The sequence below is a fragment of the Thermosynechococcus sp. QKsg1 genome, assembly GCF_031586415.1.
Classification (GTDB): domain Bacteria; phylum Cyanobacteriota; class Cyanobacteriia; order Thermosynechococcales; family Thermosynechococcaceae; genus Thermosynechococcus.
In genome coordinates, this window is sequence record NZ_CP134200.1 from 652,484 (window position 1) to 677,327 (window position 24,844).

At 52.8% G+C, this 24,844-nt stretch carries 22 protein-coding genes and 1 tRNA gene; 10 read left to right on the forward strand and 13 right to left on the reverse strand.

The annotated features are described in order from the left end of the window. Positions 1–31 precede the first annotated feature (31 nt). The 7 genes from RHP47_RS03265 to RHP47_RS03295 are packed head-to-tail and all read right to left on the reverse strand — an operon-like array spanning position 32 to position 5,821. Positions 32–2,623, reverse strand: coding sequence for a M1 family metallopeptidase (locus tag RHP47_RS03265; RefSeq protein ID WP_315863452.1), 2,592 nt, complete (start codon positions 2,621–2,623; stop codon positions 32–34). Positions 2,624–2,662: 39 nt separating this feature from the next. Next, a complete protein-coding gene (locus RHP47_RS03270) occupies positions 2,663–2,887 on the reverse strand; it encodes a DUF167 domain-containing protein (protein WP_149818134.1) in 225 nt (74 codons plus the stop codon). Positions 2,888–2,893: 6 nt separating this feature from the next. Next, on the reverse strand, positions 2,894–3,307 hold the full coding sequence (locus RHP47_RS03275; protein WP_149818136.1) for a hemerythrin family protein: 414 nt from the start codon (positions 3,305–3,307) through the stop codon (positions 2,894–2,896). 14 nt (positions 3,308–3,321) lie between these two features. Continuing rightward, the gene (locus RHP47_RS03280) at positions 3,322–4,176 is read right to left on the reverse strand and encodes a DUF4388 domain-containing protein (RefSeq protein ID WP_286668929.1); all 855 of its coding nucleotides are present in this window, start codon (positions 4,174–4,176) and stop codon (positions 3,322–3,324) included. Positions 4,177–4,203: 27 nt separating this feature from the next. Next, positions 4,204–4,770, reverse strand: a complete 567-nt coding sequence (locus RHP47_RS03285) for an ATP/GTP-binding protein (RefSeq protein ID WP_149818140.1) — start codon at positions 4,768–4,770, stop codon at positions 4,204–4,206. Between the two features lie 46 nt (positions 4,771–4,816). After that, the gene (locus RHP47_RS03290; RefSeq protein ID WP_149818142.1) at positions 4,817–5,212 is read right to left on the reverse strand and encodes a roadblock/LC7 domain-containing protein; all 396 of its coding nucleotides are present in this window, start codon (positions 5,210–5,212) and stop codon (positions 4,817–4,819) included. Between the two features lie 54 nt (positions 5,213–5,266). Further along, the gene (locus tag RHP47_RS03295) at positions 5,267–5,821 is read right to left on the reverse strand and encodes a protoglobin domain-containing protein (protein ID WP_149818144.1); all 555 of its coding nucleotides are present in this window, start codon (positions 5,819–5,821) and stop codon (positions 5,267–5,269) included. Positions 5,822–6,465: 644 nt separating this feature from the next. Between RHP47_RS03295 and RHP47_RS03300 the strand changes: the two genes are divergently transcribed. After that, positions 6,466–6,759, forward strand: a complete 294-nt coding sequence (locus RHP47_RS03300; RefSeq protein WP_149818146.1) for a hypothetical protein — start codon at positions 6,466–6,468, stop codon at positions 6,757–6,759. Positions 6,760–6,767: 8 nt separating this feature from the next. Here RHP47_RS03300 and RHP47_RS03305 read toward each other — a convergent pair whose 3' ends face one another. Beyond that, positions 6,768–7,187, reverse strand: coding sequence for a cupin domain-containing protein (locus RHP47_RS03305; RefSeq protein ID WP_286626579.1), 420 nt, complete (start codon positions 7,185–7,187; stop codon positions 6,768–6,770). A gap of 90 nt (positions 7,188–7,277) precedes the next feature. Between RHP47_RS03305 and dapB the strand changes: the two genes are divergently transcribed. Beyond that, positions 7,278–8,093, forward strand: coding sequence for a 4-hydroxy-tetrahydrodipicolinate reductase (gene dapB, locus RHP47_RS03310; RefSeq protein ID WP_190278192.1), 816 nt, complete (start codon positions 7,278–7,280; stop codon positions 8,091–8,093). 1 nt (position 8,094) lies between these two features. Here dapB and RHP47_RS03315 read toward each other — a convergent pair whose 3' ends face one another. After that, positions 8,095–8,958: a Tab2/Atab2 family RNA-binding protein gene (locus RHP47_RS03315; RefSeq protein WP_302679836.1), complete on the reverse strand. Its 864-nt coding sequence runs from the start codon at positions 8,956–8,958 to the stop codon at positions 8,095–8,097. 261 nt (positions 8,959–9,219) lie between these two features. On the opposite strand from RHP47_RS03315, the gene RHP47_RS03320 reads away from it, so the two are divergent. Both RHP47_RS03320 and trmB read left to right on the forward strand, forming a co-directional pair. Beyond that, a complete protein-coding gene (locus tag RHP47_RS03320; protein WP_149818152.1) occupies positions 9,220–10,665 on the forward strand; it encodes an ammonium transporter in 1,446 nt (481 codons plus the stop codon). Between the two features lie 153 nt (positions 10,666–10,818). Beyond that, positions 10,819–11,460, forward strand: coding sequence for a tRNA (guanosine(46)-N7)-methyltransferase TrmB (gene trmB, locus RHP47_RS03325; protein WP_310841039.1), 642 nt, complete (start codon positions 10,819–10,821; stop codon positions 11,458–11,460). On the opposite strand, the gene RHP47_RS03330 is transcribed toward trmB, so the two are convergent. Beyond that, positions 11,457–12,161 carry a triacylglycerol lipase gene (locus tag RHP47_RS03330; RefSeq protein WP_286626583.1) on the reverse strand — a complete coding sequence of 235 codons (705 nt, stop codon included), beginning with the start codon at positions 12,159–12,161 and terminating at the stop codon, positions 11,457–11,459. The two genes, trmB and RHP47_RS03330, sit on opposite strands and share 4 nt — an antisense overlap. A gap of 4 nt (positions 12,162–12,165) precedes the next feature. After that, positions 12,166–13,053, reverse strand: coding sequence for an MBL fold metallo-hydrolase (locus RHP47_RS03335; protein WP_286626584.1), 888 nt, complete (start codon positions 13,051–13,053; stop codon positions 12,166–12,168). 289 nt (positions 13,054–13,342) lie between these two features. Between RHP47_RS03335 and RHP47_RS03340 the strand changes: the two genes are divergently transcribed. Genes RHP47_RS03340 through RHP47_RS03350 form a run of 3 tightly spaced genes read left to right on the forward strand, consistent with a single transcriptional unit; the run spans position 13,343 to position 18,388 of the window. Further along, on the forward strand, positions 13,343–14,500 hold the full coding sequence (locus tag RHP47_RS03340; RefSeq protein WP_310841041.1) for a sigma-70 family RNA polymerase sigma factor: 1,158 nt from the start codon (positions 13,343–13,345) through the stop codon (positions 14,498–14,500). Positions 14,501–14,554: 54 nt separating this feature from the next. After that, positions 14,555–15,937 (forward strand): DUF1822 family protein, encoded by a 1,383-nt coding sequence (locus tag RHP47_RS03345; protein ID WP_286668933.1) that lies wholly within the window; start codon positions 14,555–14,557, stop codon positions 15,935–15,937. A gap of 30 nt (positions 15,938–15,967) precedes the next feature. After that, complete coding sequence (locus tag RHP47_RS03350) at positions 15,968–18,388, forward strand: CHAT domain-containing protein (protein WP_310841042.1); 2,421 nt, start codon at positions 15,968–15,970, stop codon at positions 18,386–18,388. 489 nt (positions 18,389–18,877) lie between these two features. Here the strand turns inward: RHP47_RS03350 and sbcD are convergent, their stop codons facing one another. Beyond that, positions 18,878–20,191, reverse strand: coding sequence for an exonuclease subunit SbcD (sbcD, locus tag RHP47_RS03355; protein WP_190278194.1), 1,314 nt, complete (start codon positions 20,189–20,191; stop codon positions 18,878–18,880). Positions 20,192–20,196: 5 nt separating this feature from the next. Further along, positions 20,197–21,831, reverse strand: coding sequence for an alpha-D-glucose phosphate-specific phosphoglucomutase (locus tag RHP47_RS03360; protein WP_310841043.1), 1,635 nt, complete (start codon positions 21,829–21,831; stop codon positions 20,197–20,199). A gap of 169 nt (positions 21,832–22,000) precedes the next feature. Between RHP47_RS03360 and RHP47_RS03365 the strand changes: the two genes are divergently transcribed. From RHP47_RS03365 to RHP47_RS03375, 3 genes are all read left to right on the forward strand, one after another. Continuing rightward, a tRNA-Phe gene (locus RHP47_RS03365) sits at positions 22,001–22,073 on the forward strand. An 11-nt stretch (positions 22,074–22,084) separates the two neighbouring features. After that, positions 22,085–23,023, forward strand: coding sequence for a cobalamin-binding protein (locus RHP47_RS03370; RefSeq protein ID WP_286626590.1), 939 nt, complete (start codon positions 22,085–22,087; stop codon positions 23,021–23,023). Positions 23,024–23,242: 219 nt separating this feature from the next. Then, positions 23,243–24,832, forward strand: a complete 1,590-nt coding sequence (locus RHP47_RS03375) for a glycoside hydrolase family 57 protein (protein ID WP_149818172.1) — start codon at positions 23,243–23,245, stop codon at positions 24,830–24,832. The last annotated feature ends 12 nt before the right edge of the window (positions 24,833–24,844 follow it).

A 24,844-nucleotide genomic window follows, 5' to 3' on the forward strand; every position in this document is an offset into this window, starting at 1 on the left:
AATGCCCGCAGGGGTCTGGGTGTCGCTATCCCTAACTTAGCGCTGAGTCCTGCTGGGTCGCTTTAGTGCGTGCTTCTAACTCTTCAAGGCGGCTTTTTAGGGTTTGATTTTCCTTTTGTAACTCGTTGAGGGTGGTCTCAAGGGTCTTGAGGCGGTCATCGCTGCCAAGGGCTTTCTGAACTTTGGCGATTCCTTCATCAACTGATCGTTTGATACGGCCGTCGGTGGTGCGATCGCCCAACTGCTGCAGCAGGCCTAGAACTTGGGGATGGTCAATTTGACTCAGGGCTTGGACAACGGCCATCTGGGTAAAGAAAAAGGTCTCGTGGCTCAGTTGTTCTAGCCGCTCCAGAATTTGTTGCAGTTGGGGATGGTGGCGATCGCCAATGGTGCCAAGGGTACGAATGGCGGCCAAGCGTAGGGGTTGCGGGACATCAATAGCGGTGTAGTCAAGAACCAAATTCACCGCCTCTGGAGACTCCTTGAGTTCCCCCACGCCAGCGATCGCCCCACAGCGTACCACCTCATTCCAGCCTTGTCGTTTTTCCAAAGCCTTCCGCAGTCGTTTCAGCACTTTTTCGAGCTTGGGTTTCGGTTGCGGTTTGGCAGCGGCAATCACACCAATTCCCTTCAGGGCGGCAGCTTCAACGCTATAGCTGGGGTCGCCGTGCTTGGCAATGGGCTTGAGAAGTTCGTAGGCTTTGGCGGACTTAAACCCAGCAATGGCCTCCACGGCTGCTGCACGGACATGGGGATGGCTATCGGTAAGGGCGAGCCTTAGAGCCTCTAAGCTTTGATCCAGTTGAATCGTGCCCAGCACTTTGGCAATTTCACGCCGCACTCCCCAAAAGGGTTCCCGTTGCAGCGCCGCCGCCAAGGTTTGCACAACTTCTAGGTTTCCTTTTTTGCCTAGGGCAATGGCAGCTTGAACCCGCCCCAAAACATCGGGGTCGTACTGCAGTTGGGCTTTGAGTTCAGGGAGGGGGTACTCTAGGGTAACGGTTTTGAGGGTATGGTTGCCAGCATCAAAACTCACAAAGGTGGGCTGCTGTGGCAGCGGCAAATAGAAGGTGTGCTCTGGTTCATGAATGCGCAGGGGAATGGTTTTGACCGTCACCTGCCCCTGATCATCCACCGTACCGATGCCAACAGGGATGCGCAGATCAAAGAGGTTGCGCTCTAGGGGCGTGACCCCATCGGTCACCTGCTGCTGCTTGACGGTAAGAACGGCTAATTGATCGGCTACCTCCCAGCGATAGCTCACATGGAAGTCGGGATGTCCCCCACGAAAAACGTATTGGTCAAAGAGGGGAAGTAGGTTGCGGCCGGTGGCCATTTCAATCGCCCGCAGCAGATCCACCGTTTCGACAGTTTGATGGGCGTAGGTTTGGACAAAGGTTTGAATGGCTTTCCAGAATTGTTCTTCGCCGAGTTCCTGGCGGATCATGTGATAGACGCAGGCGCCTTTTTCGTAGAGGTGGCGATCGTAGAGTTCAATGGCTTCGCGATAGACATGGGTGACAATGGGGCGGCGGTAGCGATCGCTATCCTCACTGAGGTAGTTGCGCAATTCCCCAAGGCGATAATAGGCGGCAAAATCAGCGCCATATTCCTCCTCAAACCAGAGCACCTCGGCATAGGAGGCCATGCCCTCCTTGATCCAAGCGTGAGACCAGTGCTTGATCACCACCAGATCGCCAAACCACTGGTGTGCCAACTCATGGGCCACTAAACTTTCACTGCGAAAATCTTCAGCGGCGGCTCGCTCATCCAACAGACAGCGGTCTGTCAATAGGGTTGTCGAGGTATTTTCCATACCGCCAAAGATAAAATCGGCCACACAGACTTGGGCATATTTGGGGTAGGGATAGGGATAGCCGTAGATGCGGCTGAAAAAGTCCATCATCTTTGGCGTTTTGCCCAAGGTGCGGCGGGCATCAGCAGCGCGATCTTTAGCAACGTAGTAGGTGACGGGCTTGCCCTGCCACTGGTCATCAAAAACCGCAAAATCCCCCACCGCTAGGGTCATCAGATAAGTGGGATGGACCTGGGGTTGATACCAGTGAAAGATTTGCCACTCTCCCTCGCTGTAGCAGGCACGCAATTCCCCATTGGAAATAGCCTGTAAGGGTTGCCGCACCCGCGCTCGTACCTCTGACGTCGCCAGCTGCCCAGGAGAATCAAAGCAGGGAAACCAATAGCGGGAGTCCTCATCTTCCCCTTGGGTCCAAGCTTGGGGGGGATCAGTGGCAACAAAGTACAATCCCCGCTGGGGTTTCTGCAGACGGTAGTCAATGGTGATCACCAGCACCTGATCTGGGTGAATCCCCAAGCTCGCATCAAGGGAAATATCCAGAAACTCACCATCATAGTGGAAGGCTTGGGGTTGGTGCTGCACAGTCACACTCTGGATCTGTTGCCCCACGGCATTGAGCCGCAGCTGACGCACTTGGGAGTGCAATGGTCGTAGGTGGATATGACACTGTCCCCAGCATGCCTGGGTCTCTAAATCTAGGGTCAAGTCCAAGCAGATATGTTCCACCTGCCCCACTCGATCGGGACTGTAGTGGGGACGTGCACCGCTGAGGACAAAGGATTTGGCTGGAGTGACATCAAGAGTCATAGTCATGTTGAGCCGCACTTGCTCTTAGTCTAGGGGGTATCAATCGAGGAGTTCAACCACCTTATAGCGACTGGTATGACCCTTGATTAACCGAACACGGGACTTAGGCACCTGAAAATAGGCTGCCAAGACCGCAATCAGTTCTTGATTGGCCTTGCCATCAGTGGCAGGGGCACGCACCGCCACCACTAGCTGACCGGCAGAATCAACAGCAACAGAGGACGCTCTTGCATTCGGTTTGACCACCAGATGGTATTTCTTCATGCCCTCCTAGCCTGAAGCATGGGCACAGATGTGCTGCCCAATTTGCTTGTCAATTTTCATAATGTGATTCACTAACCAGTCTGCTAACTTACCATGGATCTGGGTGGCGATCGCCGCATCCGCTTGGCTGTCGCGGTACTGCTGCTGCAGCTCTTCAATCATCTCGATGAACTGTTTATGGGCGCAGCGGTTAACTTCTGCTAGGGGGCACTGGTATTTTTCAGCACAGCTTTCTTCATTCCCGAAGTGCCACTCTGCATAATACTTCATGAAAGCAATTAGCTGTTTAATCGCAGCACTTCCCCGACCCTGTTCAATGGCATCCGCCAGATCATTGACAGCACAGACGAGTTCCTTGTGCTGTATATCAATCATGGGCACGCCGGTCTGCAGCTGCTCTGTCCACGCGAAGCGTTGCATTGTTTTTTATCCCCCTAGACCGATTGCGGGTGGGTTTTTGTTTTCAGAAACGCAAAGATTCCCTCTAGAAAGGAGGAGCTAATTTCTGTTGTTTCAATGAGTTCTGGTTCCCTAGGGCTGGCGGCGGCAGCAGCAATGCCAGCAATTTCCTCGGCAATCCCCACCACTATTAGGCGAAAACAAATTTTTTGCACCTCTAGAATGGGTAAGTTCAACGCTTCACTGATTTCTTGGAGGGTTTTGGTACCGTTAGCGTACTCCCACACTTGCCACTCATGATGATTGAGGTGGTAGGGGGGCTGTCCTTCAATCGTGCTGGCAATGGTTGAACTCGGCAGGGGCAGCTTGTCCATTAGGGCTGTCCAATCCCGCAGCAGTCGTAGACCCGCCAAGGAAATTTCCATGGGTGAGGCACTCAGTCCCGTCATTTCCTCAAAGGGCAGTGGATGGTTGGCATCGAACTTAAACCAGCCCTCATTGAGGCTAAAGAGGTGAGGAATCGGTGTCAGTACCTGTTGCTTGAACAATAGCCGCAGCTGTTCTGGCTCAAGGGCACCTTGGGTTTTCAAACACAGCCCAAGGGATCCGGTTCGGGAACAAAAGGGTAAAAGGCGTTGAATGGTAGTTGGGCGCAGCCAGCCCCGCTGCTCAATGAGCCGTTGCAATCCTTGGTGATCCAAGGTCGTTGTTGCGGCTACAATCTGACCCAAGTGAAAGAAGATATAGTACTCCTGCATTTGGGGAATCAGCGGCATCATCCCCGCCATTTCCACGGGCTTAATGGAGAGGCAGCCCGTTTTTTGCCCCTGCTCCAGAAAATGAAAAATTTCCCCCAAGGAAAATTCCGATAGATAACCTGTAATTTTCATACATTCCCCCTAGTGAGTGATGTTGTTCTAAGTGGTGAGTGCACTGCGGTTTAATTGCGAGGATTGGGCACTGGCATAGGCTTGAATGAGTGCCATCATGGCAGCGGCAACGGAAGACTGATCCAAAGCATTCACAGGCACCATGGGTGGGCGGCGGTGGGGACTCAAGTAGCCGAGGGCGATCGCGATCTCTTCAGCAGGCCACGCATTGGGATTATCGGCATGGCTCAGACCCACTAGCATTGGAATCTTTGTGCGATGGCGCATGAAGGCCAAAATCCGCCGTGCGGCTCGAAAATCTTGGGGACGGTGAGAACTGACCAGTAGGATAAACGCATGGGCTTTGCGAATAAGAATATCCCACATAAAGTCAAAGCGTTCTTGACCAGGCGTGCCATACAGATGCAGGGCAACATTAGGACCAAACTGCAGCCGCCCAAAATCCATCGCTACCGTTGTCTTTTCCTTGAAAGCAGCAATTTCATCCGTTGCCTTGCGATCGGTATCCACCACCTCAATTTCGCTGATGGTACGGATGAAGGTGGATTTGCCTGCGCCCACTGGTCCTGTGATGACAATGCGCATAATTTCCATGGGTTGGCACCTCAATTACGGCAAAACACAGAGGAATCAGGCTGGTCTAAACATTCACGGCTTGCCCCATACCCATGAGTTGGGTTTGCAATTCAGCCAGAACATTTTTAATTTCAAGGTTGATAATGCCCAATTTGGCAGAGGCATCCGCCAGCACAAGGAAAACCGCATCTTCGGTGCAGCTGGTGAGAATGCCATACCCACTGGCACCCTCTACAAGGATGCGCTCGATTTTGCCCCGGCTTAGCTCTCGTCCAATACGTTCCCCCAACGACAACATGGCCGCTGACATCGCTGCCACCCGTTCATCATCCATTCCCCCCGGCAAGGTTGCCGCCAGCGTCAGACCATCGGGAGACACAAGCGCTGCCCCTTGGACATTACTGGCATTGGCAACAAAGTGTTGCAATGTAGCTTCAAGTTTTGCGGCATTAATTGGCATAGTCTAATCCTCGTAAAGATATGGGAACTTTTTCAACAATGACTGCTAGGTGACCTACATGGCAGCAGCCCCTGTGGCAATTAGCCGTTGAAATAGTGCTTGGGTCCAACCGGTTTCCTTAAGAACCGCTTGGGAAGACACCTCGAAGTAGGCCTGTTCAATAAAGGCAAGATCAATCATGCAAATTTTGCCTAGGGCATCACTGAGGGCCTCGGATTTGTTGGCTTCCCTTAACTTTTGCCGCACGGCGTTGACAACAATTGCCATCGCGGGTACCACATGCTGGGGCCCAATGCCAATGCGCACGTGAACCAGACCAATTTTCCAGCGGCGCTCAGCGTAGGCCTTGCCCCAACCATCCATCCCTGTGAACATTTCATGGAACCAGTCGATGAAGGTTTGATGGAGGCGATGAATGCGTCCTTCTGTGGCGTTGAGGATGGCATTCATCTCTTCATCCCGCCCCAAGTAGTCATAAAAAATATCAGCCATCTGTGGAGCAATTTCTTTTCCCCAAGGGGCAGCCTCAGCTAACAGGGATTTGTCTTCATCAGTCAACTGGACTCGTCGCACCATTATTGCCATAAAATTGATTGGCTCAATTGTCATCTCTTTCGCCTCGAAACACTGAATAACTTTAATTACTAGATCAGGTGAATTGACTGGGCGTCCGTGATTCAGTGATTAGAATCAAGTCAGGCACTTGCTCCTGCAAGCTAACAAACAATATTCGGAAAAGCTGAAAATTTCAGAAACAATTAAAGATTCCCCCTTAAAAATCCAAGCACTGCTGGTACAGACCCCTGCATTAGATGCTTGAAAAGCGCTTTCTCTCTCCACGACATGCAACCTCAACTCAGATTTAGCCGATTTCACAGGGACTCAACACAGAAATAAAAGTTGCTCCTCATTCTAAAAAGTATGAAGTTAGCTTACTTATCACTCTGCGTTGCAGAAACAGGCTGCGGTTAATGCAGAGAGTATCCCCCTGACTTTCTAATGAAAAGTATAGATTTCTCTGTAGTTCTCTGATTGTATTTCTCGACACACTACACAAAATAAAATGATTAGACACATTTTTTAATTATTCTTTAGTTTTTTAATTCGCTTTGTGTGGAAATGAAAGTAACTTTTACAAAATATCCCCAATGCCTTGATCCCATGGCACGGAGTATGCCACCCTTGCATTGTTATCCATCTAGGATGCTTTGAGTCATCGTAGGTATTTATCTTGAGCAAGGGAGGATAGTTATATGTCCGATCGCTTGACCTACCAAGGCGAAATGGAAACGAAGCTGCAACAACTCGGTGCCCAGCTTGACCAACTCAAGGCAAAGGCGGATCAAGCGGGTGAAGATGTCAAGGCAGATATTGAAGCTAAAATTGAAGCCCTCAAGACCAAACGTGATGAGATTACTCAGCAATTGGCTGCCCTCAAAGAAGCGGGCGATGATGCTTGGGAGTCCCTCAAAGCAGGGTTCCAGAGTGCGTGGGATGAGTTGAGCAAGGCCTTTGAGGAAGCAGCCAGTAAGTTTAAGGGTGAATAACTGTTTTCTTAGCTCCAGCCCTCAATGGTGACATCGACGCGATCACTCTCGTGGGAAAGGGGCGCAATGTTCAAGTAGTACAGGGGCTGATCCGGCGATAAATTCCGCAGCCAATGGAGACATTGGGCATCCACATGGACATAGGAGCCGGTTTCCACGGGGGTACGGATCAAGGCGGTTGCCGCCACAGAACTCGCAGGGGGCGTCATCGGGTAGGTAATCAGTTCACCAACTCCCGATACAATCAGGAAAATATCGTCACCGCGATGGTGGTAATGGGGATAGTTAGCTTGTCCTGGCTCAATGCGATAGAGACTAGAGGCTAGCTCAGGGTTGTGGTGATCCAAGGGACAGACGGCATAGCCCGGCCGCTTTGGTGTCCAAGTTTGACAGCGCTCAACCAACTCAGGAAAAGAAAAAACTAACATCGTGCCTTTAGGACAAAATACTCAGCATTGGCTTATTGTATCGCCAAGCGATCGCGCTATCCTAGCCTGTGGTCTGTGTCGGAGTTTGGCATGAGTACATCCATCCCAGTGATTGTTGTTGGCGCCCTCGGTAAAATGGGACGCGAAGTTGTGAAAACAGTGCAGCAGGCTCCTGACACGACCCTTTATGCGGCTGTTGATCGCAAGCAGGTGGGAGAAGATATTGGTGAAGCCTTGGGGCTAGGAGCCTTAGAGATTCCCATTAGCGGCAGCTTGCAAGAGGTGTGTGTGGCGGCTGCCCAAGAAAAACAACCCGTGGTCATGGTGGATTTTACCCATCCCCAAGCAGTGTATGAGAATGTGCGCATGGCGATCGCCTACGGGGTGTATCCGGTGGTGGGGACGACAGGCTTGAGTCCAGAACAAATTGAAGATCTGGCCGAGTTTGCCGACAAGGCCGATATGGGGGTGGTCATTGCGCCGAATTTCTCAATTGGCATGGTGCTGCTCCAAGAGGCTGCCATCCGCGCAAGCCAGTACTTTGATCACGTGGAGATCATTGAACTGCACCACAACCAAAAGGCTGATGCTCCTAGTGGTACCGCCATTCAAACCGCGCAGCGTTTAGCAGAATTGGGCAAAACCTTTAACCCCCCCCAAGTGCAGGAGTCCGAACATCTCACGGGGGCGCGAGGGGCGTGCGCTGACGCTGAAATTCGCATTCACAGTGTTCGCCTCCCCGGACTGATTGCCCATCAGGAGGTGATTTTTGGGGCACCGGGACAAATTTATACGCTGCGCCATGACACCAGCGATCGCCAGTGCTATATGCCGGGGGTACTGCTTGCCATTCGCAAAGTCACGCACCTCAAACGCTTGATCTATGGCCTTGAAAAGCTGCTTTAGTCTAAACTTCAGGGGTTTGCTGCAACAACCAAAAGCCTTGCAATGCATCTTGTTCCGGTCGTTCCTTCACTGCGATAAAGTGTAGCCCCTGGCTTTGAGTACAGGCGTCCCTAAAGGCAGCCAGTTCCTTCTGAATTTGGGGATTGCGGCCACTAATGAGAACCCAGCGATCGCTCGCTCCTGTTTCTAATACCAATAACGGTTGGGGGTTCTCCTCAAAACTCAAATAGGCCGGCTCTAATCCCGATAGCCAACCCGCTAAGGGCAGTGCGCGCTGCGAATAGATAATTAACCCCGGCAGTAGCGTATCGTCCCTGAGGGTCAAAAAGGGCAGTGGGGGTACCTCACCAAAGGGCAGTTCCCATTCACCAGCCGTTTTAATTTCCCCCAGAGGAAGACCACTGAATTGCCAGCGATCGCCCCGCAGGGCTGGTGGTAAAGGTTGAGGTGCAGGGGGGATCAACTGGGGTGGCGTTGCCAGATCGGCTTGGTAGTTGGGTAGGGTTGGATAGAGGTTTGTGGCGCGATCGCGCAGCCAATCATAGAGGGCAAACGTGCGCCGACTGGGCACCATCACTAATCCTGCCGCTTCTCCCCCCCGCGTAATAATGCTGGTCATGGCTCGGCGGAAAAAACGTACCCGATCGGGTTGAGCACTGTTTGCCAGTCCCAGTTGCTGCCGCCATTGATCCATGGCTTCTTTGAGGGCAGCTTCTAACCAGCGGGCATTGGCTTCAGCGCCGGCACAAGTTTTGCTGAACTGAAATTGTTGCTGGCGATCGCAAATCAGCAATTCCCAGATTTTTTTGTTGTTTTCATCCACAAGGGGACGGGAATAAAAATCCAACTCCCAGATCGTATCCATTCACACCTAGAGGAACGTTACCCGCAAACTTGAAGCTATTTGCCTTTCCTAGGATAGGCGGTTTTGGCCGTCAAGGTAAATGTATAACCCGATACAGATTTTCCACTGTGAGAACTGGTGCAATCAAAGGTTAATTGCGGGTCAATGCTTTGCTCAGCTCAAGCCAAACAACAGCCAGATAACTTTCTGGCGCGATGGTGCCGCAACTGCGATTTCTCCTCCGCTGAACTCATGTGCAACTCTACTCCATAATCGTTGAGAATGAAAGCGATGTCCAAGTTAAAACTGAAACGTGCGAGACGGCAAAAGCGCCCGTTACGCAACCTCGACCGGCAGCCCAATTTCCGCTGGCGATCGCCAGCCCTTGTCGCCTGCATTCCCCTAGCTTTAATCATTGTGGCTGTTTGGGGAGTGGCTGCTCAGGCACAGGATAAACCCCTCACCCCTGAAACAGTTCAAGGAGTACTCAACACCATTTGGGTACTCATTGCAGCCATTCTGGTGATTTTCATGAATGCTGGCTTCGGCATGTTGGAAACTGGCTTCTGCCGCCAGAAAAATGCTGTCAACATTCTTTCTAAGAACCTAATTGTTTTTGCCTTGGCCACCCTTGCCTACTGGGCGATCGGATTCTCTTTCATGTTTGGTACCGAGGGCAATGCTTTTATTGGCCTAGGGGGCTTTTTCCTCAGTAGTGAAAACCCCGAAACCTACGGTCTTGATCCCTTTCCGGAGGGCTTACCCATCGCTGTGGCCTTTCTGTTCCAAGCTGCCTTTGCAGGAACCGCAGCCACCATTGTTTCTGGAGCAGTGGCCGAGCGGATCAAGTTTGTTGACTTTTTGATTTTCAGCCTCCTGCTCACTGGTATCTCTTACCCCATTACGGGTCACTGGGTTTGGGGGGGTGGCCTTCTCAGCAACATTGGTTTCCTTGGCCCAGATATTGCCTTTAAGGATTTTGCCGGTTCAACGGTGGTTCATGCCGTAGGCGGTTGGTCGGCACTGATGGGCGCTGCGTTTCTAGGACCACGGCTTGGCAAGTATGCCGCAGATGGTACGCCTCGGGCGTTGCCCGGCCACAACATGGGCTTTGCCATGCTGGGGTGTTTGATCCTCTGGATCGGCTGGTTTGGTTTTAACCCTGGTTCTGAACTGGCCGCGAATGAAGCTGTACCCTACATCGCAGTCACAACAAACTTGGCGGCGGCAGCCGGCGGGGTTGCGGCAACAATTACCGCTTGGCTAGCCATTGGTAAACCTGACCTCTCCATGATTATCAACGGTATTCTGGCGGGATTAGTGTCCATTACAGCACCCTGTGCAGGTGTGTCTTACTGGAGTGCCGTGATCATTGGTGCCATTGGCGGTGTGATTGTGGTCTATTCTGTCCTTTTCTTTGACCGCATCAAAATTGATGACCCCGTCGGCGCCACCTCTGTCCACTTGGTCTGCGGCACTTGGGGTACCTTAGCTGTTGGCTTGTTTGACAAAGAGTTAGGCTTGCTCACCGGCCACGGAGTGACTCAGTTGATTGCTCAGATTATCGGTATTTTGACAGTCGGTGGCTTTACTGTACTGCTGACCAGTATCTTTTGGCTGGCTCTGAAACAAACGCTTGGCATTCGTGTTTCCGAAGAAGAGGAACTCAAAGGCTTGGACATCGGCGAGCATGGCATGGAAGCCTACAGCGGTTTCTTGAAGGAGTAACTCGCCTGCCAATAAGTTTGGGGTCGTACCACGCCGCTGGACGATCCCATTGCCCTAGGTGGTTTTTGCTGTCCTCAGCGTTTGAGGGCAGTTTTTTCTAACTTTGCAGTGATATACGCTACGCTATAGCGGCAGTACATTAGGGAGTTTTGGATGAGCGATCGCGCCATGGCGGTACGGGTGCGACAACACGTTAACCCTCTCAGTCAAAAGTTCCAGCAGGACATTGCTGTTCCCGATTGGGCAACGATTTACGAGCAACCCTCGCAGCCTTTACATCTCGATATTGGCTGTGCCAAGGGGACGTTCTTGCTAGAAATGGCAGCACTGTATCCAGAGCAAAATTTTCTGGGTCTGGAAATTCGCTACCCGCTGGTGGTGACGGCCAATGAACGGCGCGATCGCCAGCAACTTCGGAACCTCCACTACCTTTGGGGCAATGCCAATGTCCACTTGGGCAAAATCCTCGGCGGACTCCCCCTGCACACCGTCACGATTCAGTTTCCAGATCCGTGGTTCAAGCGCCGTCACCATAAACGCCGCGTCGTCACCCCTGAACTGGTGGCCACCCTTGCCGAACTCCTGCCCGCTGGTGGGCGTGTTGTCCTTCAGTCAGATGTCTTTGAGGTGGCTGAATCAATGGTGCAACAGTTTCGTGCCCATGCCGCCTTTAGCTCAACCTGTACCGATTGGTTACCCCAGAGTCCTTGGCCCGTCGCGACAGAACGGGAAAAATGTGTCCTCAGTAAAGGATTAGCCGTTTACCGCTGGCAATTTGAGCGGTGTGCCCTCTAACTGGCTTTCAAATACTGCTGCCAAGTAGCAACAATTGCTGGGGAACCGTACCAAGGGGCATCGGGGCGATCGCGCAAGCGGCTGCGAGGCGCATGGAGCACATCTTCATAGACCAGATTCTCTGCCCCCTCAAGGTGGGCTGCTGCCACCGGTGTCACCCCATCTCCCCAACAGGCACCCTCGCCACAGGTGAGTTTATAGCTTTGATACGTAAACCAATTGGCAAACGAACCGCGTGGTGTGCCATAGATGGCCTTGCCCGCTAGACACACATAGCGAACTTGCGGGTAATAGGCACCGGGGTACGTGGTGTTCACAAAGTCAAGATTGCGGCGCGTCCAACGCTCCTGACTCCGATGGGGAGTACCCAACGTGATTAGCGTGTGCACCCATTTGTGACCCGCCCAAACTTGGTCATCATAGGGTTGATCCCCTAGGTAAATGCGGCTAATCCAGCCCCCCGCTGAGTGGCCAATGAGATGCACGGCGGACGCCCCTGTTGTATTCAGAACATGCTGAATGGTGGTATCCAAGGCCTGTAAAATTGGCGCCACCGATCGCCCCCCCAACGTGGGAAACCACGAGCGTACCCTGAGGGGCACCACCTCCGCCACAAACCCCAATTGCCGCAGATAATCCCGCAGTGGGTAATAGTCAGGGGCAGCCGCTAAATATCCCGGTAAAAGAACGACAGGCAACACAGGACTAACTTGCTTGAGGCGTCGCCGGGAAGTGTATCACATTTGGATAGACGGAAATCATTAGCCCCTCGCGAGCCAGCAGCGTCTGCGGAAATCGTGCCCGTGCCAACTCACCAATGCGATCTAGACAGTCATCATCGTGGCTAGGGTCATGGTGAAACAAAATCAGTTGCTTCACTTGGGCGGCTTGGGCAAGCTTAACCGCCTCCTGCCATGTGGAATGCCCCCACCCCACCTTGCTCTGCTGCGGGTGATAGTATTCTTCATCGGTATAGGTGGCATCGTAGATCATCACATCAGCGCGATCGGCCAAGGCAAACGCCCCCGGATGCAACTGATCGGGCAAATGCTCCGTGTCTGTGATATAGGCCACATGGATACCCTGCCAACTCACACGGTAGCCCACCCCCCCACCCGGATGATTCAGGGCTTCATTACTCACCACCACACCACCGCCTAGGTGTACCTGTTCGCCCGCCTCCAAGTCATAAAAACGCAAATCTCCCCCCATAATCTGCAACGGGACAGGAAAGTTGGGGTGCAGCATTTGATCATTCAGTCGTCGTTCAATGCCCTGACCATTTTTCCCCGGCACGGCGTAGATATGGAACTGATTCCCCGGTACAAAGGCGGGCTGAAAGAAGGGAAAACCCTGAATATGATCCCAGTGGGTATGGGTAAAGAATAAATGTGCCGCCACCGGCTGTTGACTCATTAGGTGCTCCCCCAGAACCCGTAAACCCGTACCGCCGTCAAAAATGATGCGTTGACCATTAGCTTGAATTTCCACGCAGGGAGTGTTACCGCCATAGCGGACAGTGTGGGAACCGGGACAGGGAATACTGCCGCGCACGCCCCAAAACCGAATGGTGAGTGGGTTAAACATGGGCATATCGCAAATCTTGATCGTAGTGTGCCACAGAAAACACTCTTGACTTGTGATATGGATCATCTTCCCCCTGTGACGCTAGGAGTTGATAGAGTGGGGGCTAGCCGCCACGAAGGTTGGTAAAAAATTTTTTCTAAAATCTGCAAGGCGAGTGCATATTTGTAAAAACGCCATTGGATAAATGAATGGAGGGTTGTAACAGGAGGATGGATGAAAATGCCCAGTGAATAAAGCAGGCGGTCACGTTTCTCCGTACGGTTGTCCTTTGATTGATATCTAGTGAGAGCGATTGATGACACGCCAACCCTGCGATAAACTCATTGCTTTGCTCCGATTTGACGGTTCCGATCGCCCGCGCTGGTATTGCGATCGCCAACTACAGGCCTACTTCACAGCAGCGGGGTACAACCTCGAGGAGCCGGAGCCGACGGCTGTCTTCCTCCTCCAAAAATTCCAGAGTCAGCCGAACCATGATGATGCCCAGTACTGGCGGCGGGGTCTATTTTGCTATCTCCAAGAAACTAGTTGGTCTGTAGCCATGACCCTGCGGGAGAAACTGGGCGGGATGCATCAGGTCAGTGACTGTTTTCAGCAGGCTTGCTGTCTCACTAATGATCCCCTCAAGTTATTGAGCAAATTTAAGCCCGAGCGGGGTACGCGGCTATCCACCTATGCCTATCGCCGTATCTATGACGGTGTGTATGCTGCGCTGGTGGGGGTTCGGAAATCAGATTGGGGCCTACTCAAACACAGCGGTTCCCGTTCTCTTTCCGCAGCCCTGAAGAACCAAGGATACACAGAAGATCGCGTTCGTCAAATCTGTGCCCTTGTCAAATTGTGGCAGGAGTTGGCGGATCAGACCACTGCTCCCGATCAGGCACTGTTGGCTCAGGTGGCTAAAACCTATCGTCAATGTTGTCCTGATCTCCCCGCTGTAACCCCTAGCGAAGTTAAAACCCTGCTCCACGAAGCGATCGACGCCTTGCGTGCCTATCAACAACCACAGGTGGTGAATCCTGCTGAGCAAAGGTTTTGGGACACCCTAGAAGGAGGAAATACGCCTTGGGAAGCAACCCTGAAACAGGAAGAACAGGAAACCCTTAAACGGGTCTTTGAAATGATGAAAAATGCGATTGCAGCACTGGATGACACCAGTCGTCAGGTGTTTTGTCTGTACTATTGCGAGCAGGTCAGCCAACAAGAAATTGCCCAGCGCTTAGGTTTTCCAAAACAATATCAAGTGTCTCGCGTCCTAGAGCGGATTCGTGGTCATTTGGCGAAAGTGCTACTCGCAGGCCTTAACCAACCCACGCATCCTCAACGCCTTAAGGAGGTAACAGTGGCTATCAATCTGTGGTTAAAGGGGGGCTATAAAGTGTTAAGAGCGTCTTGTCAACGGTGTGGTCGGGTGGGTATGGCAGAACACTGTCGTTATGAGGGTGCATCTTGACTGTTTTGTAAACGGTATGAACTTTTGGGAGTTGTTGTACTTAGGTAAGAAACCATGACATCGCTATCACTTTCGTTTCTCACTGCCATAGATGCGCCACCGATGGCGCACACGGAACATGTTCACATTGATTTAGCAGATGGTGGCGATCGCCAGTGGATTGAGCAGATCACAGCGGCTGCCCGCGCTTACCGTCGTGGCAGTGTCCGAATAAATGCGATGGCCTATGTAGCTGTGCGTGACTGGTTCGCAGCAATGGGCATCAGTGCCGACCCCTTCCTCTCCACCGTCGAACTGCCCATCTTCTGGGAGTTTGTCAACGGCACCCTGCTGAAGACCGCCATTGGTCAAGTGTTGATTGTGCCTGATACTTCCATAGAGCTTGACGAGTGCCGCATTCCTCAGGAATGGTTGCACATTGCCGCTTGGAAACCCGATTACATCTTGGGTGTCCAAGTCTTTGCCGAAGAAGCGCAGGTCAGACTCTGGGGCTATGCACCGACTAGCAGCGTGAATCGTTCTGCCATTGATGCCTTGAGCCGTACCTACACCCTCGATCGCGAGGACATGATCGAAGATGTGCCCCTCCTCGCTGCCTTGCCGGCCTGCCATCACATCCCTGTTCCATCACCTGCCGCAACTGCGATTCCCACAGCCACGCTTCAGCAAATTGCCAGTGGTGAGATTCTCTTGCCCCGCTTGGTGTTACCCCTAGAGGAATGGCTGCACATCATTGGGCAACCTCGCCATCGCCTTGATCTCTTTTTGGCCTGTCATCCGCAGCGGCTGAGTCTATGGCTTTATGCCAAGACCAAGGGCGTGAGCAACCTGTTGGGTCAAGTGTGGCAAGACGTGCAGGAACTGCTTGAGGAGGGCGCTATGATCAATCCCTATCTCAGTTGGAAGCTGGGCTGGACATCGCCAGAGTGGGCATTGCGCTCCAATGACACCTTAGAAGCCATGCAAGCTCAAGCTCAATTACGCCAAGCCTTGGCAACGGAGGATTGTCGCCAAGCGGTTGCCCTCCTCAAAGACCTGATTGCCACCACTGCCGATGAAGGATTGCGCTGGCTGGCGGCAGAATATCTCCACGCTAAAGATGCCACTGCCCCAGAAGCAGGGGTGTGGAAAACTCGTACCGTGGACTTGGGTCTTGCCCTCGGCGGACAGTCCTTCGGCTTGGTCATGGCCGTACTGCCGCGAGATACGATGTCTGCCAATATTCTTGTGCGCGTCACTGCCCTCAAGGTAGGTGAAACGTTGCCCCCAGACTTGGTTTTGATGATTACTGAGGCCAATGGCAATACCTTTGCCCAAGTCACTAGTCGGCAGCAGGATCAAGCGGTGCAGTACAAGTTTTGGGGACAAATTGGCGAAACTTTTGGCATCACATTGGCCTATGGAGATGCTAAGATCACGGAAACTTTTGTTGTCTAGCTGCATTGGCTCTTTTTGATTGCCGCTGCGATGAAACACGTCTGTCTCGAAATCTACGGGGGTTGCCTTGAGCAGCATTCCCTCAAGGGTCGCCTATTACTGGGGACAGAAAGCCAAGTGGATGCCTATGGGGTGTATCCTGTAGAGTTTCCAGCAATGCCTCACCTTCCGCACCGCTATCGGCAGTGGCGTGACGCCTATCACGGCTATGCGAAGAATACTCGTCTGGGGGCTAGCGGTAACCAGATTACGAACATTGGTACTCAGCAACCCACCCTCCTTAAAGAGGTACGGCAAAACTACACTGACCTTGTGACCACCCTTGGCACGTGGTTGCACAATACGCGCATCTGTTATCTCTGCGAGGAACAGATCAATGAGCAAACTTCACTTTCTAAGGAGCAGACTTCATTTTTTGGCCTAGGCAACTTTATCTTGCCGCCGCCGATGAACGAGATTCACCGCATTTCTGTGCAGACAGATTTTGTTGAACTGTGGCGCTATCCATGGCACGACTGGACACCGATTCGCCAACACAGCAATCTGGATGTGGTGTTTTCACCAATGGTGTATCAGTCCCTGAAGTCTTCGACAGCGCACCATGAGGGAGTACGGATTCTGGCAATTTTTGGCGCGAGTGGCGACCTTGATCTCAAGGGGGATCTTGAGGCTCTCAGGGCGTTGCCCAATGTCGAACTCCACTGCCTGCGATCGCCCCAATTAAGTGAACTCTATTCCCTGTGGTGTCAGCCTTGGGACATTCTCTTTTTTGCTGGGCATAGTCAGGGTAATGGCATTACTATCAACAATGAAGAGGAACCATTACAGATTTACAGGCTTTATGAGACGCTTAAAACCGCAGTGAAGCAGGGGCTGCAACTGGCGATCTTTAATTCCTGCGACAGTATTCCCCTAGGACAGTTTTTGATTCAGTTGGGCTTGCCCCACGCGATCGTGATGCGCGAAGCGGTTCCGAATATTGCCGCTGAGTTGTTTTTGAAGTACTTTTTACAGAACTTTCACGGCGGTGCAGATCTCTATGCCGCTGTAGCTCAAGCGCGATCGCAATTACGCGAACTGAGTCGCTGCGATGATCATCTGCCGGGCACATCAGCGCTTCCCTTAATTTGCCGCCATCCCCAAGCCCGCTGCCTACACTGGCACCACCTACGGCGATCTGACGCCAGTCCTGCGACTGTCCCGCTTGGCGATCGCCCCTCGTCAAAAGCTTCTGAATTCCCCAACTTCCTCTACTGGTGTCGCTGGCAATTGGAACTGGCACAACTGAGACCCCAAGCGCTGCAAGATGATCCGGGTCGCTGGGTAACGGTCATGCCCAAGGGGGTGAATCACCAAACGCCGCAGCAAAACTACCAACACGCCCTTGCCAATATGAGCCACTGGGCCTGTGGTGTCCAACAAACCACTGGCGGCTTTCCCCAGCAACCGGAGCTGGCCTTTTTCTTTCCTGCCCTTGGGGCGGAGGCTCGCCAATGTCTGCCACGGGTTTCTAGTCGAGAGCTACTGCCTTATCTTGAATCCCTAGTTGTTAAACAGCAGGAACTCCCCCGCATCCGTGCCGCTTTTTTGATTGCCCAGCAATATCCCAATGTCAGCCACCTCAGTACAGCGTTTCAAGTTTTAGAGGATACCTTACGCCAAGACACCAAGCCCCAAGTGCGCGAAGAACTATTAGCGGAGTGTCAGCAATTTCTCAAGGAGCTAGATGCCAAGCTTGTCAGGAGCGTTTGGGACAGCACCACGGGAGAGCGCCTACAGCAGTTTTTACAGCGGCTGCTCCATTATCCCCAACAGTCTAACCGCCTGAAACTGGCGATCGCCTCTGTTCTGATTACGGCAAAAGGCCGTTGGGCGGTTGAAGCTAGCAATGTTGCCCTAGAAATTTTTCGTAACTCCTCATACCTAGAGGATGTGATCCTTGCCAGTCGCTGTTTACACCAAGCGGGGGTGCAGCAGTGGGAGGTTGTTGGCCGACTAGAGCGCTATTTGGGCTTGGCCACGGTGCAGTCCCACCAGATTGCCCTTGCCGGCGCCCTTGGCCTTGTTAGTCCGAATCATCCCCAAGCCATTGACACCCTTGAGTTAATCATTGAGCAGCAGGCCTACGATCTGGAAACATTGATGGCGGCGGTGCGTGCCCTTCACCGCATTTCCCCTGAGCATCCCCTTGTGTTGGCGACCCTGCGATCGCTCTTGGTCAAGGCACAGGAAACCCAAGATATTCTCGGCTTTTACTATGGGCTAGCAGCTCTCGATGACTTGCAGCAGCCCCTAACCCCCTACATCTCAACTACAGTCATCCCATGGGTTTGCCAGAAAATTGCGGTTTTTAAGGCGCAAGAAGAACCTTACCTGATGGCTCCCTATACCGTGCTGTGGTACTGTAGCCGCCATATTCCCTACCAAGAATTTGCAAATTTTTGGCAATAGTTAACTTCCCCGCAGGGGCGTGAGATCGAGCGCTTTCTGAGGATCAACCGTAGCGACTAAAGAAAAAATGGGGTCGTCGCAATGACTGACCCCGCCTGCCGATTCCTCAGAGAGGAGAACACTAAAACTTAGCCTAAGTCAGATGAGAAAAAATGTCAACAAGCTCGAAGAAAAAATTTGCCCAAGATGCCGCACACTCCCTTGCCCCCTCTCCCTCAGATTCCAAGCCATGGGCTTTCGCCCTAACCTCTGAGAAAAGTTACCACTGCTTAGGGGGGTGCTCAAGGTTGAAGAGTTGCTCAGCCCTCAACACCAATTGCGGGAGTAGCGTTGATCGAATTAGGGATTGTCCTGATGCATCAGTCTGGTTCCCGTGATGTTCGCAGGCCAGTGCGCACGCCAATGCCACCGGGGAAAATTTCGAAGGGTAAATGATTCGCCTTAATTTCGTTTTCAAGTGTGGTGAATAAAAATCAAATAATTGCGATATTAGGAGAGCAATTTCAGTTGCTGAATCACAGGTTCGGGCGATCGCGCAGCGCGCCCTTCAGGCGATCGCGGCATCTCTGGAGTGTCTTGACCCTCTTCTTCAGAGTGGTCATCAAGGGTTTGGAGTGCCGCTAGCAGATCTTGGTGCAGCGGTTCAAGGTCAGGGTGATGATCCAGATAGAGTTGCAGAGCATGGCTGGGGTCAAGGCACTGTTCGAGGGCAACTTCTGGCAGGCGGGCAATGGGCTGGCTATTCACCAGTTGAGGCAGAAGGCTGACGCTGTGGGCACTTTCAAGCGCTTTTTGCAGTTCATGGAGGTTGATCAGGGGAATTTGATCGGGGCGCAGTTGATACATGACCCGCACCACAGCCCCGCTGATCTCCCCGCGGGCGATTGCTCCCAAGAGGGCGGCTTGGGGATCCAGTTCCACCTCGGTTAAGTCCACACGAATGGTGCGGAAGGGGCGGGTGGGTAGGGGACAAAACTGAAATTCTGTTTTGCCCTTAGCAAGGTTCACTAAGACATAGCCCTTTTCTTCCCCCTCTTCACCAAAATCCACCCGCTCAATGCTGCCGGGATAGACCACGGGTGGATCGTGACACAGGACTTGATGGCGATGCACATGGCCAAGGGCAACGTAGTCAAAACAGGGGCGCGCCAAAAAACTCAGGGGAATCGTAAAACCTTTGCCGGCACTCAAATAGCGTTCAGAGCCGTACTGGGCGGTGTCCACCATGGCATGGGCAAGTAAGACAGTGGGCAAGGCCGGATCAAGTTGGCGAATTTCCCCCTCAAGGGCAAGGCGCAGCCGCTCTAGGAGCAGTTGATGCACATCCGCAAGGGAAAGGCCACTGGTTTCTGGCCGAGTGAGGAGCGTAGATCGCGTTAACCAAGGGAGGGTAATGACTTGAACACTGCCGCGGCGAGTCTCAATGCGATGGGTAGCCAAGCGATCGCCCACGATAAAACCGGGCACCCCAAGGGTGCGATAAAGACTGAGGCTCGCGCCCCCCTGTCCTTGGGCGTGCTGATCGTGGTTGCCCACCAGCAAAACCGTAGGAATGCGGGCATCGGCCAAGCGGCGAAATTGGCTGGCAAAGGCTTCATGGACGAGAGGGGGTGGCGTGGCATCGGGAAAGGCATCACCGCCAAAGAGCACCAGATCAACGGGTTCACTGAGGGCACGGTCAATACAGGTGGCCAGAGCAGCAATAAAATCCTCAAGGCGCGTATTCAAGCCGGTGGCCGGGTTAATGTGGCCATGACTGAGGCCACTGCCTAGGTGAATATCGGACACATGGAGAATTTTCATAGCGATCAGGTGATGACCGTGGGGCGATCGCGCCCCGTTAAGCCTTTGATATTCGCCACTTCATTGGCCAGTTGAATTAAATCGGCGAGTGCCACTTGGGCATCGAGGTGCTGCTGGCCAGGATTGGGTTCAAAGCGCTCCAAATAGACCCGTAGTGTTGCCCCTTGGGTTCCCGTTCCCGATAGGCGATAGACAATGCGACTGCCATCCTCAAAAATCAGCCGCATCCCTTGATTTTGGCTGACGCTGTGATCCACTGGATCGGTGTAGCTAAAGTTATCGGCAGTGGCCACGGTGTAGGCACCCAAGGTCTGACCCACGAAGCTGGGCAGTTTTTGCTCCAGTTGGCTCATCAGGGTGTGGGCGCGATCGCTCTCAATGCCTTCGTAGTCATGACGCGAGTAGTAGTTGCGGCCATAGGTCTGCCAGTGGGCTTTGACAATCTCGGCCACGGAGGTTTGGCGGACGGCCAAGATATTCAACCAAAAAAGCACAGCCCAGAGGCCATCTTTCTCGCGCACGTGGTTGGAGCCAGTACCAAAACTTTCCTCACCGCAGAGAGTGGCTTTACCGGCATCGAGGAGGTTGCCAAAGAACTTCCAGCCCGTGGGGGTTTCATAACAGTCAATACCCAGCTTGGCCGCAACGCGATCGGCCGCCTGACTCGTGGGCATCGAACGGGCAATCCCCGCTAATCCGTCTTTGTAGCCGGGCACCAGTTGGGCATTGGCGGCCAGAATGGCTAGGCTATCACTGGGGGTAACAAAACAGTGTGCCCCTAAAATCATGTTGCGATCGCCATCGCCATCGGAGGCCGCACCAAAATCAGGAGCCTGCTCGCCAAAGAGTTGCTGCACCAAGTCATGGGCATAGACCAAATTGGGGTCGGGATGACCACCACCAAAGTCCGGTAGCGGCACACCATTTTGCACCGTGCCTTGGGGTGCCCCTAGGCGTTTTTCAATGATCCGATGGGCATAAGGTCCCGTAACCGCGTGCATGGCATCAAAGACAAGGCGCAGCTTCCCATTGCGAATGACCTCAGCAATACGATCAAAGTCAAAAAGAGTCTCCAGCAATGTTTGATAATCGGCGACGGGGTCAATGACTTCAACAATCATTTCACCCAAGGGAAACTCCCCAAGGGTGTGCAGATTCACATCGGGGGCTGTGTAGATTTTGTAGCTGGTGAGGGCAAGGCTCCGCTCATAGATCGCGTTGGTAACTTTCTCTGGCGCAGGCCCGCCATTGGCAATATTGAACTTAACGCCAAAATCTCCCTGTGGCCCTGCGGGGTTGTGACTGGCTGAGAGAATAATGCCACCGATCGCCCCATACTTGCGGATCACACAGGAGGCTGCCGGCGTTGAGAGAATGCCATTTTGCCCCACCTTGACCCGTGCAAAGCCATTGGCTGCAGCCATTTTGAGGATGACTTGGATCGCCTCAGCATTGAAGTAACGGCCATCACCCCCTAGGACAAGGGTTTGCCCCTGCGGTGTCTCAATGGTGTCAAAAATCGCTTGGATAAAGTTTTCCAGATAATGGGGCTGCTGGAAAACAGGTACCGCCTTACGCAACCCAGAGGTGCCGGGTTTTTGATCCTTGAAGGGAGTGGTGGCAACAACTTGAATACCCATTAGGAGGCTCCACAAGGGGACTGTCACTATAAGGGCAGCTTAGTCGGCTCCAGAATCGTGGTCAAGACCTTTCCATATAGTATGCGATAGTATGCCTTTGCCCTAATTGATTTTCTGAGAGACTTGTCATCGCACCTAGACGCTTGCTAGAATCATGAAGCACTTTCAAGCCGGGATAGCTCAGTTGGTAGAGCAGAGGACTGAAAATCCTCGTGTCGCCAGTTCAATTCTGGCTCCTGGCATCGCCGACAAGATGCGCCTCGTTTCGCTCCTACCGAGTGCCACAGAAATTGTTGCTGCCCTAGAATTGACACCGTTTCTTGTGGGGCGTAGCCATGAATGTGACTATCCGCCAGAGGTGAAGACATTGCCTGTTTGTACACGGGCAAGGTTAGATGCACAGCAGTCAAGTTTAGCAATTGATCGGGCGGTTCAAGACCTCCTGCGATCGGCTCTGGGCATTTATGACTTGGAACTGGCGACCCTGCAAGCGCTAAAACCGACCCACATCATTACCCAAGATCAATGCGATGTTTGTGCTGTAACCTTTGCAGAGGTGCAGGGGGCAATCGCCAGACTCTTTGAGCCACCACCGCAGTTAATTTCCCTCCAACCCCATTGCCTTGAGGATGTCTGGCAGGATATTCGGCGGGTGGGTCTTGCCCTCGGTGTCTCTCCCGACCCCCTACTGAATTCGCTACACACCAGAATTCATGCCTGTCAAGCATGGGTGAGCGATCGCCCGCGGCGGCAAGTCGCGACCATTGAATGGATTGACCCCCTCATGGCCAGTGGCAATTGGGTACCGGAATTGATTGCCCTCGCGGGGGGTGAAAATGTCCTCGGTACAGCAGGAAAACATTCCCCCTACATTGAGTGGTCAACACTTCTGGCGATCGACCCGGAGGTGATCATTGTCATGCCCTGTGGCTTTGACCTCGAACGCAGCCGTCAAGAACTTGACCAAGCCTTGCACACTTATCCCCAGTGGCAGCAATTGCGTGCCCTGCAAACAGGTCAACTGTACATTGTTGATGGCAACGCCTATTTCAACCGCCCCGGCCCCCGCTTAGTGGATTCCCTTGAAATTCTTGTCGAGATTCTCCACCCACCCCAAGAACCAAAATTTCAAGGCATGGGTTGGCAACCCTACAGCCCTTTTCCCAAGGATGGCACACGCTCACAGCTGTGAAAGCCAGTGCCGGCAAGGATTTGATTTCCTATCCCCTATTTCAGCAAAGGGCAGCTGTACGCGCCATCAATCGCAGGAGGATGGCACCAACGGTAAATCTGAAGAAAAGATAAAAATTACCCGTTGCAGATTTGGCTATTTCGCCTAAGATGAGGGAAACTCAACTGATCTCATTGATCCCCTGCCGTTGTCCCAAATACATAAATAGGCAAGCTTCCTATGGCAATTGGTTATTTAGCGCTGGTTTTGCATGCTCACCTCCCCTTTGTCCGCCACCCCGAGAGTGACTACGTTTTAGAAGAAGAGTGGCTCTTTGAGGCAATTACCGAAACTTATGTGCCCCTGATCTGGATGTTTGAGGGGCTAAAGCGTGACGGCGTGGACTTCAAAATCACCATGAGTATGACGCCGCCATTAATTTCAATGCTGCGGGATCCGCTACTTCAGGAACGCTACGATCAGCACTTGGCAAAACTAGAGGAACTGGCAGAACTAGAGGTAGAGCGCAATACCTACAATGGCCACATCCGCTACCTTGCCGAGCACTATGCCCAAGAATTCAACCGCGTACGGCAGACATGGGAAAACTACGATCGCGACCTCGTCAAGGCCTTTAAGCAGTTTCAAGACACCAATAACCTTGAAATCATTACCTGTGGTGCCACCCACGGCTACCTGCCCCTCATGAAAATGTATCCCCAAGCGGTGTGGGCACAACTGCAAGTGGCCTGTGAGCACTATGAACAAACCTTTGGCCGCCCGCCCAAGGGCATTTGGCTGCCAGAATGCGCCTATTACGAAGGCCTAGAGCGAATGCTGGCCGATGCGGGTTTGCGCTATTTCATTACTGATGGCCATGGTATTCTCTATGCCCGTCCGCGGCCTCGCTTTGGCACCTATGCGCCTATTTTCACCGAAACTGGGGTGGCTGCCTTTGGCCGTGATCATGAATCCTCCCAGCAGGTGTGGTCGTCAGAGGTGGGCTATCCGGGGGCGCCTGAATACCGTGAGTTCTACAAGGACTTGGGGTGGGAAGCGGAGTACGAATACATCAAGCCCTACATCATGCCCAATGGCCAACGCAAAAATACGGGGATTAAGTACCACAAAATTACCGGGCGCGGTCTTGGTTTAGGGGACAAGCAACTCTACGACCCCTATTGGGCACGGGAAAAGGCGGCTGAGCACGCTGCCAATTTCATGTTTAACCGCGAAAATCAAATTCGCTACTTGCACCACCTAATGCAGCGTCCGCCAATTGTGGTCTCTCCCTACGATGCTGAACTCTATGGCCACTGGTGGTATGAAGGGCCTTGGTTCCTTGACTTTCTCTTCCGCAAGGTCTGGTTTGACCAAGACACCTTTGCCATGACCCACTTGGCAGACTATCTGCGCGCCCATCCCACCCAGCAGGTGTGCCGTCCGTCCCAGTCCAGTTGGGGCTACAAGGGCTTCCATGAATACTGGCTGAATGACACCAATGCTTGGATTTACCCCCACCTCCATAAGGCTGCTGAACGGATGATTGAACTGGCCAAGGGGGAGCCGTGGGATGAATTGAGTTGGCGTGCCCTCAACCAAGCGGCACGGGAATTACTCCTTGCCCAATCCTCAGACTGGGCTTTTATTATGCGGACGGGAACGATGGTACCCTATGCGGTTCGCCGCACCCGTAGCCACTTGATGCGCTTCCACAAGCTTTATGATGACATCAAGGCACAAAAAATTGATGCGGGTTGGCTGGAAAAAGTGGAAGCTATTGACAATATCTTTCCCCACATTAACTATCGGGTCTATCGCCCCTTGTAATTGGGGCAGTGT

What these genes read in the sequence shown, in the direction of transcription:
- RHP47_RS03270 (WP_149818134.1), bottom strand. Translation starts at nt 2,887, where the DNA reads ATGAAGAAATACCATCTGGTGGTCAAACCGAATGCAAGAGCGTCCTCT.
- dapB (WP_190278192.1), top strand. Translation starts at nt 7,278, where the DNA reads ATGAGTACATCCATCCCAGTGATTGTTGTTGGCGCCCTCGGTAAAATG.
- RHP47_RS03340 (WP_310841041.1), top strand. Translation starts at nt 13,343, where the DNA reads ATGACACGCCAACCCTGCGATAAACTCATTGCTTTGCTCCGATTTGAC.
- RHP47_RS03360 (WP_310841043.1), bottom strand. Translation starts at nt 21,831, where the DNA reads ATGGGTATTCAAGTTGTTGCCACCACTCCCTTCAAGGATCAAAAACCC.
- trmB (WP_310841039.1), top strand. Translation starts at nt 10,819, where the DNA reads ATGAGCGATCGCGCCATGGCGGTACGGGTGCGACAACACGTTAACCCT.
- RHP47_RS03335 (WP_286626584.1), bottom strand. Translation starts at nt 13,053, where the DNA reads ATGCCCATGTTTAACCCACTCACCATTCGGTTTTGGGGCGTGCGCGGC.
- RHP47_RS03280 (WP_286668929.1), bottom strand. Translation starts at nt 4,176, where the DNA reads ATGAAAATTACAGGTTATCTATCGGAATTTTCCTTGGGGGAAATTTTT.
- RHP47_RS03300 (WP_149818146.1), top strand. Translation starts at nt 6,466, where the DNA reads ATGTCCGATCGCTTGACCTACCAAGGCGAAATGGAAACGAAGCTGCAA.
- RHP47_RS03375 (WP_149818172.1), top strand. Translation starts at nt 23,243, where the DNA reads ATGGCAATTGGTTATTTAGCGCTGGTTTTGCATGCTCACCTCCCCTTT.
- RHP47_RS03315 (WP_302679836.1), bottom strand. Translation starts at nt 8,958, where the DNA reads ATGGATACGATCTGGGAGTTGGATTTTTATTCCCGTCCCCTTGTGGAT.
- RHP47_RS03320 (WP_149818152.1), top strand. Translation starts at nt 9,220, where the DNA reads ATGAAAGCGATGTCCAAGTTAAAACTGAAACGTGCGAGACGGCAAAAG.
- RHP47_RS03370 (WP_286626590.1), top strand. Translation starts at nt 22,085, where the DNA reads ATGCGCCTCGTTTCGCTCCTACCGAGTGCCACAGAAATTGTTGCTGCC.
- RHP47_RS03305 (WP_286626579.1), bottom strand. Translation starts at nt 7,187, where the DNA reads ATGTTAGTTTTTTCTTTTCCTGAGTTGGTTGAGCGCTGTCAAACTTGG.
- RHP47_RS03350 (WP_310841042.1), top strand. Translation starts at nt 15,968, where the DNA reads ATGAAACACGTCTGTCTCGAAATCTACGGGGGTTGCCTTGAGCAGCAT.
- RHP47_RS03265 (WP_315863452.1), bottom strand. Translation starts at nt 2,623, where the DNA reads ATGACTCTTGATGTCACTCCAGCCAAATCCTTTGTCCTCAGCGGTGCA.
- RHP47_RS03295 (WP_149818144.1), bottom strand. Translation starts at nt 5,821, where the DNA reads ATGACAATTGAGCCAATCAATTTTATGGCAATAATGGTGCGACGAGTC.
- RHP47_RS03275 (WP_149818136.1), bottom strand. Translation starts at nt 3,307, where the DNA reads ATGCAACGCTTCGCGTGGACAGAGCAGCTGCAGACCGGCGTGCCCATG.
- sbcD (WP_190278194.1), bottom strand. Translation starts at nt 20,191, where the DNA reads ATGAAAATTCTCCATGTGTCCGATATTCACCTAGGCAGTGGCCTCAGT.
- RHP47_RS03345 (WP_286668933.1), top strand. Translation starts at nt 14,555, where the DNA reads ATGACATCGCTATCACTTTCGTTTCTCACTGCCATAGATGCGCCACCG.
- RHP47_RS03285 (WP_149818140.1), bottom strand. Translation starts at nt 4,770, where the DNA reads ATGGAAATTATGCGCATTGTCATCACAGGACCAGTGGGCGCAGGCAAA.
- RHP47_RS03290 (WP_149818142.1), bottom strand. Translation starts at nt 5,212, where the DNA reads ATGCCAATTAATGCCGCAAAACTTGAAGCTACATTGCAACACTTTGTT.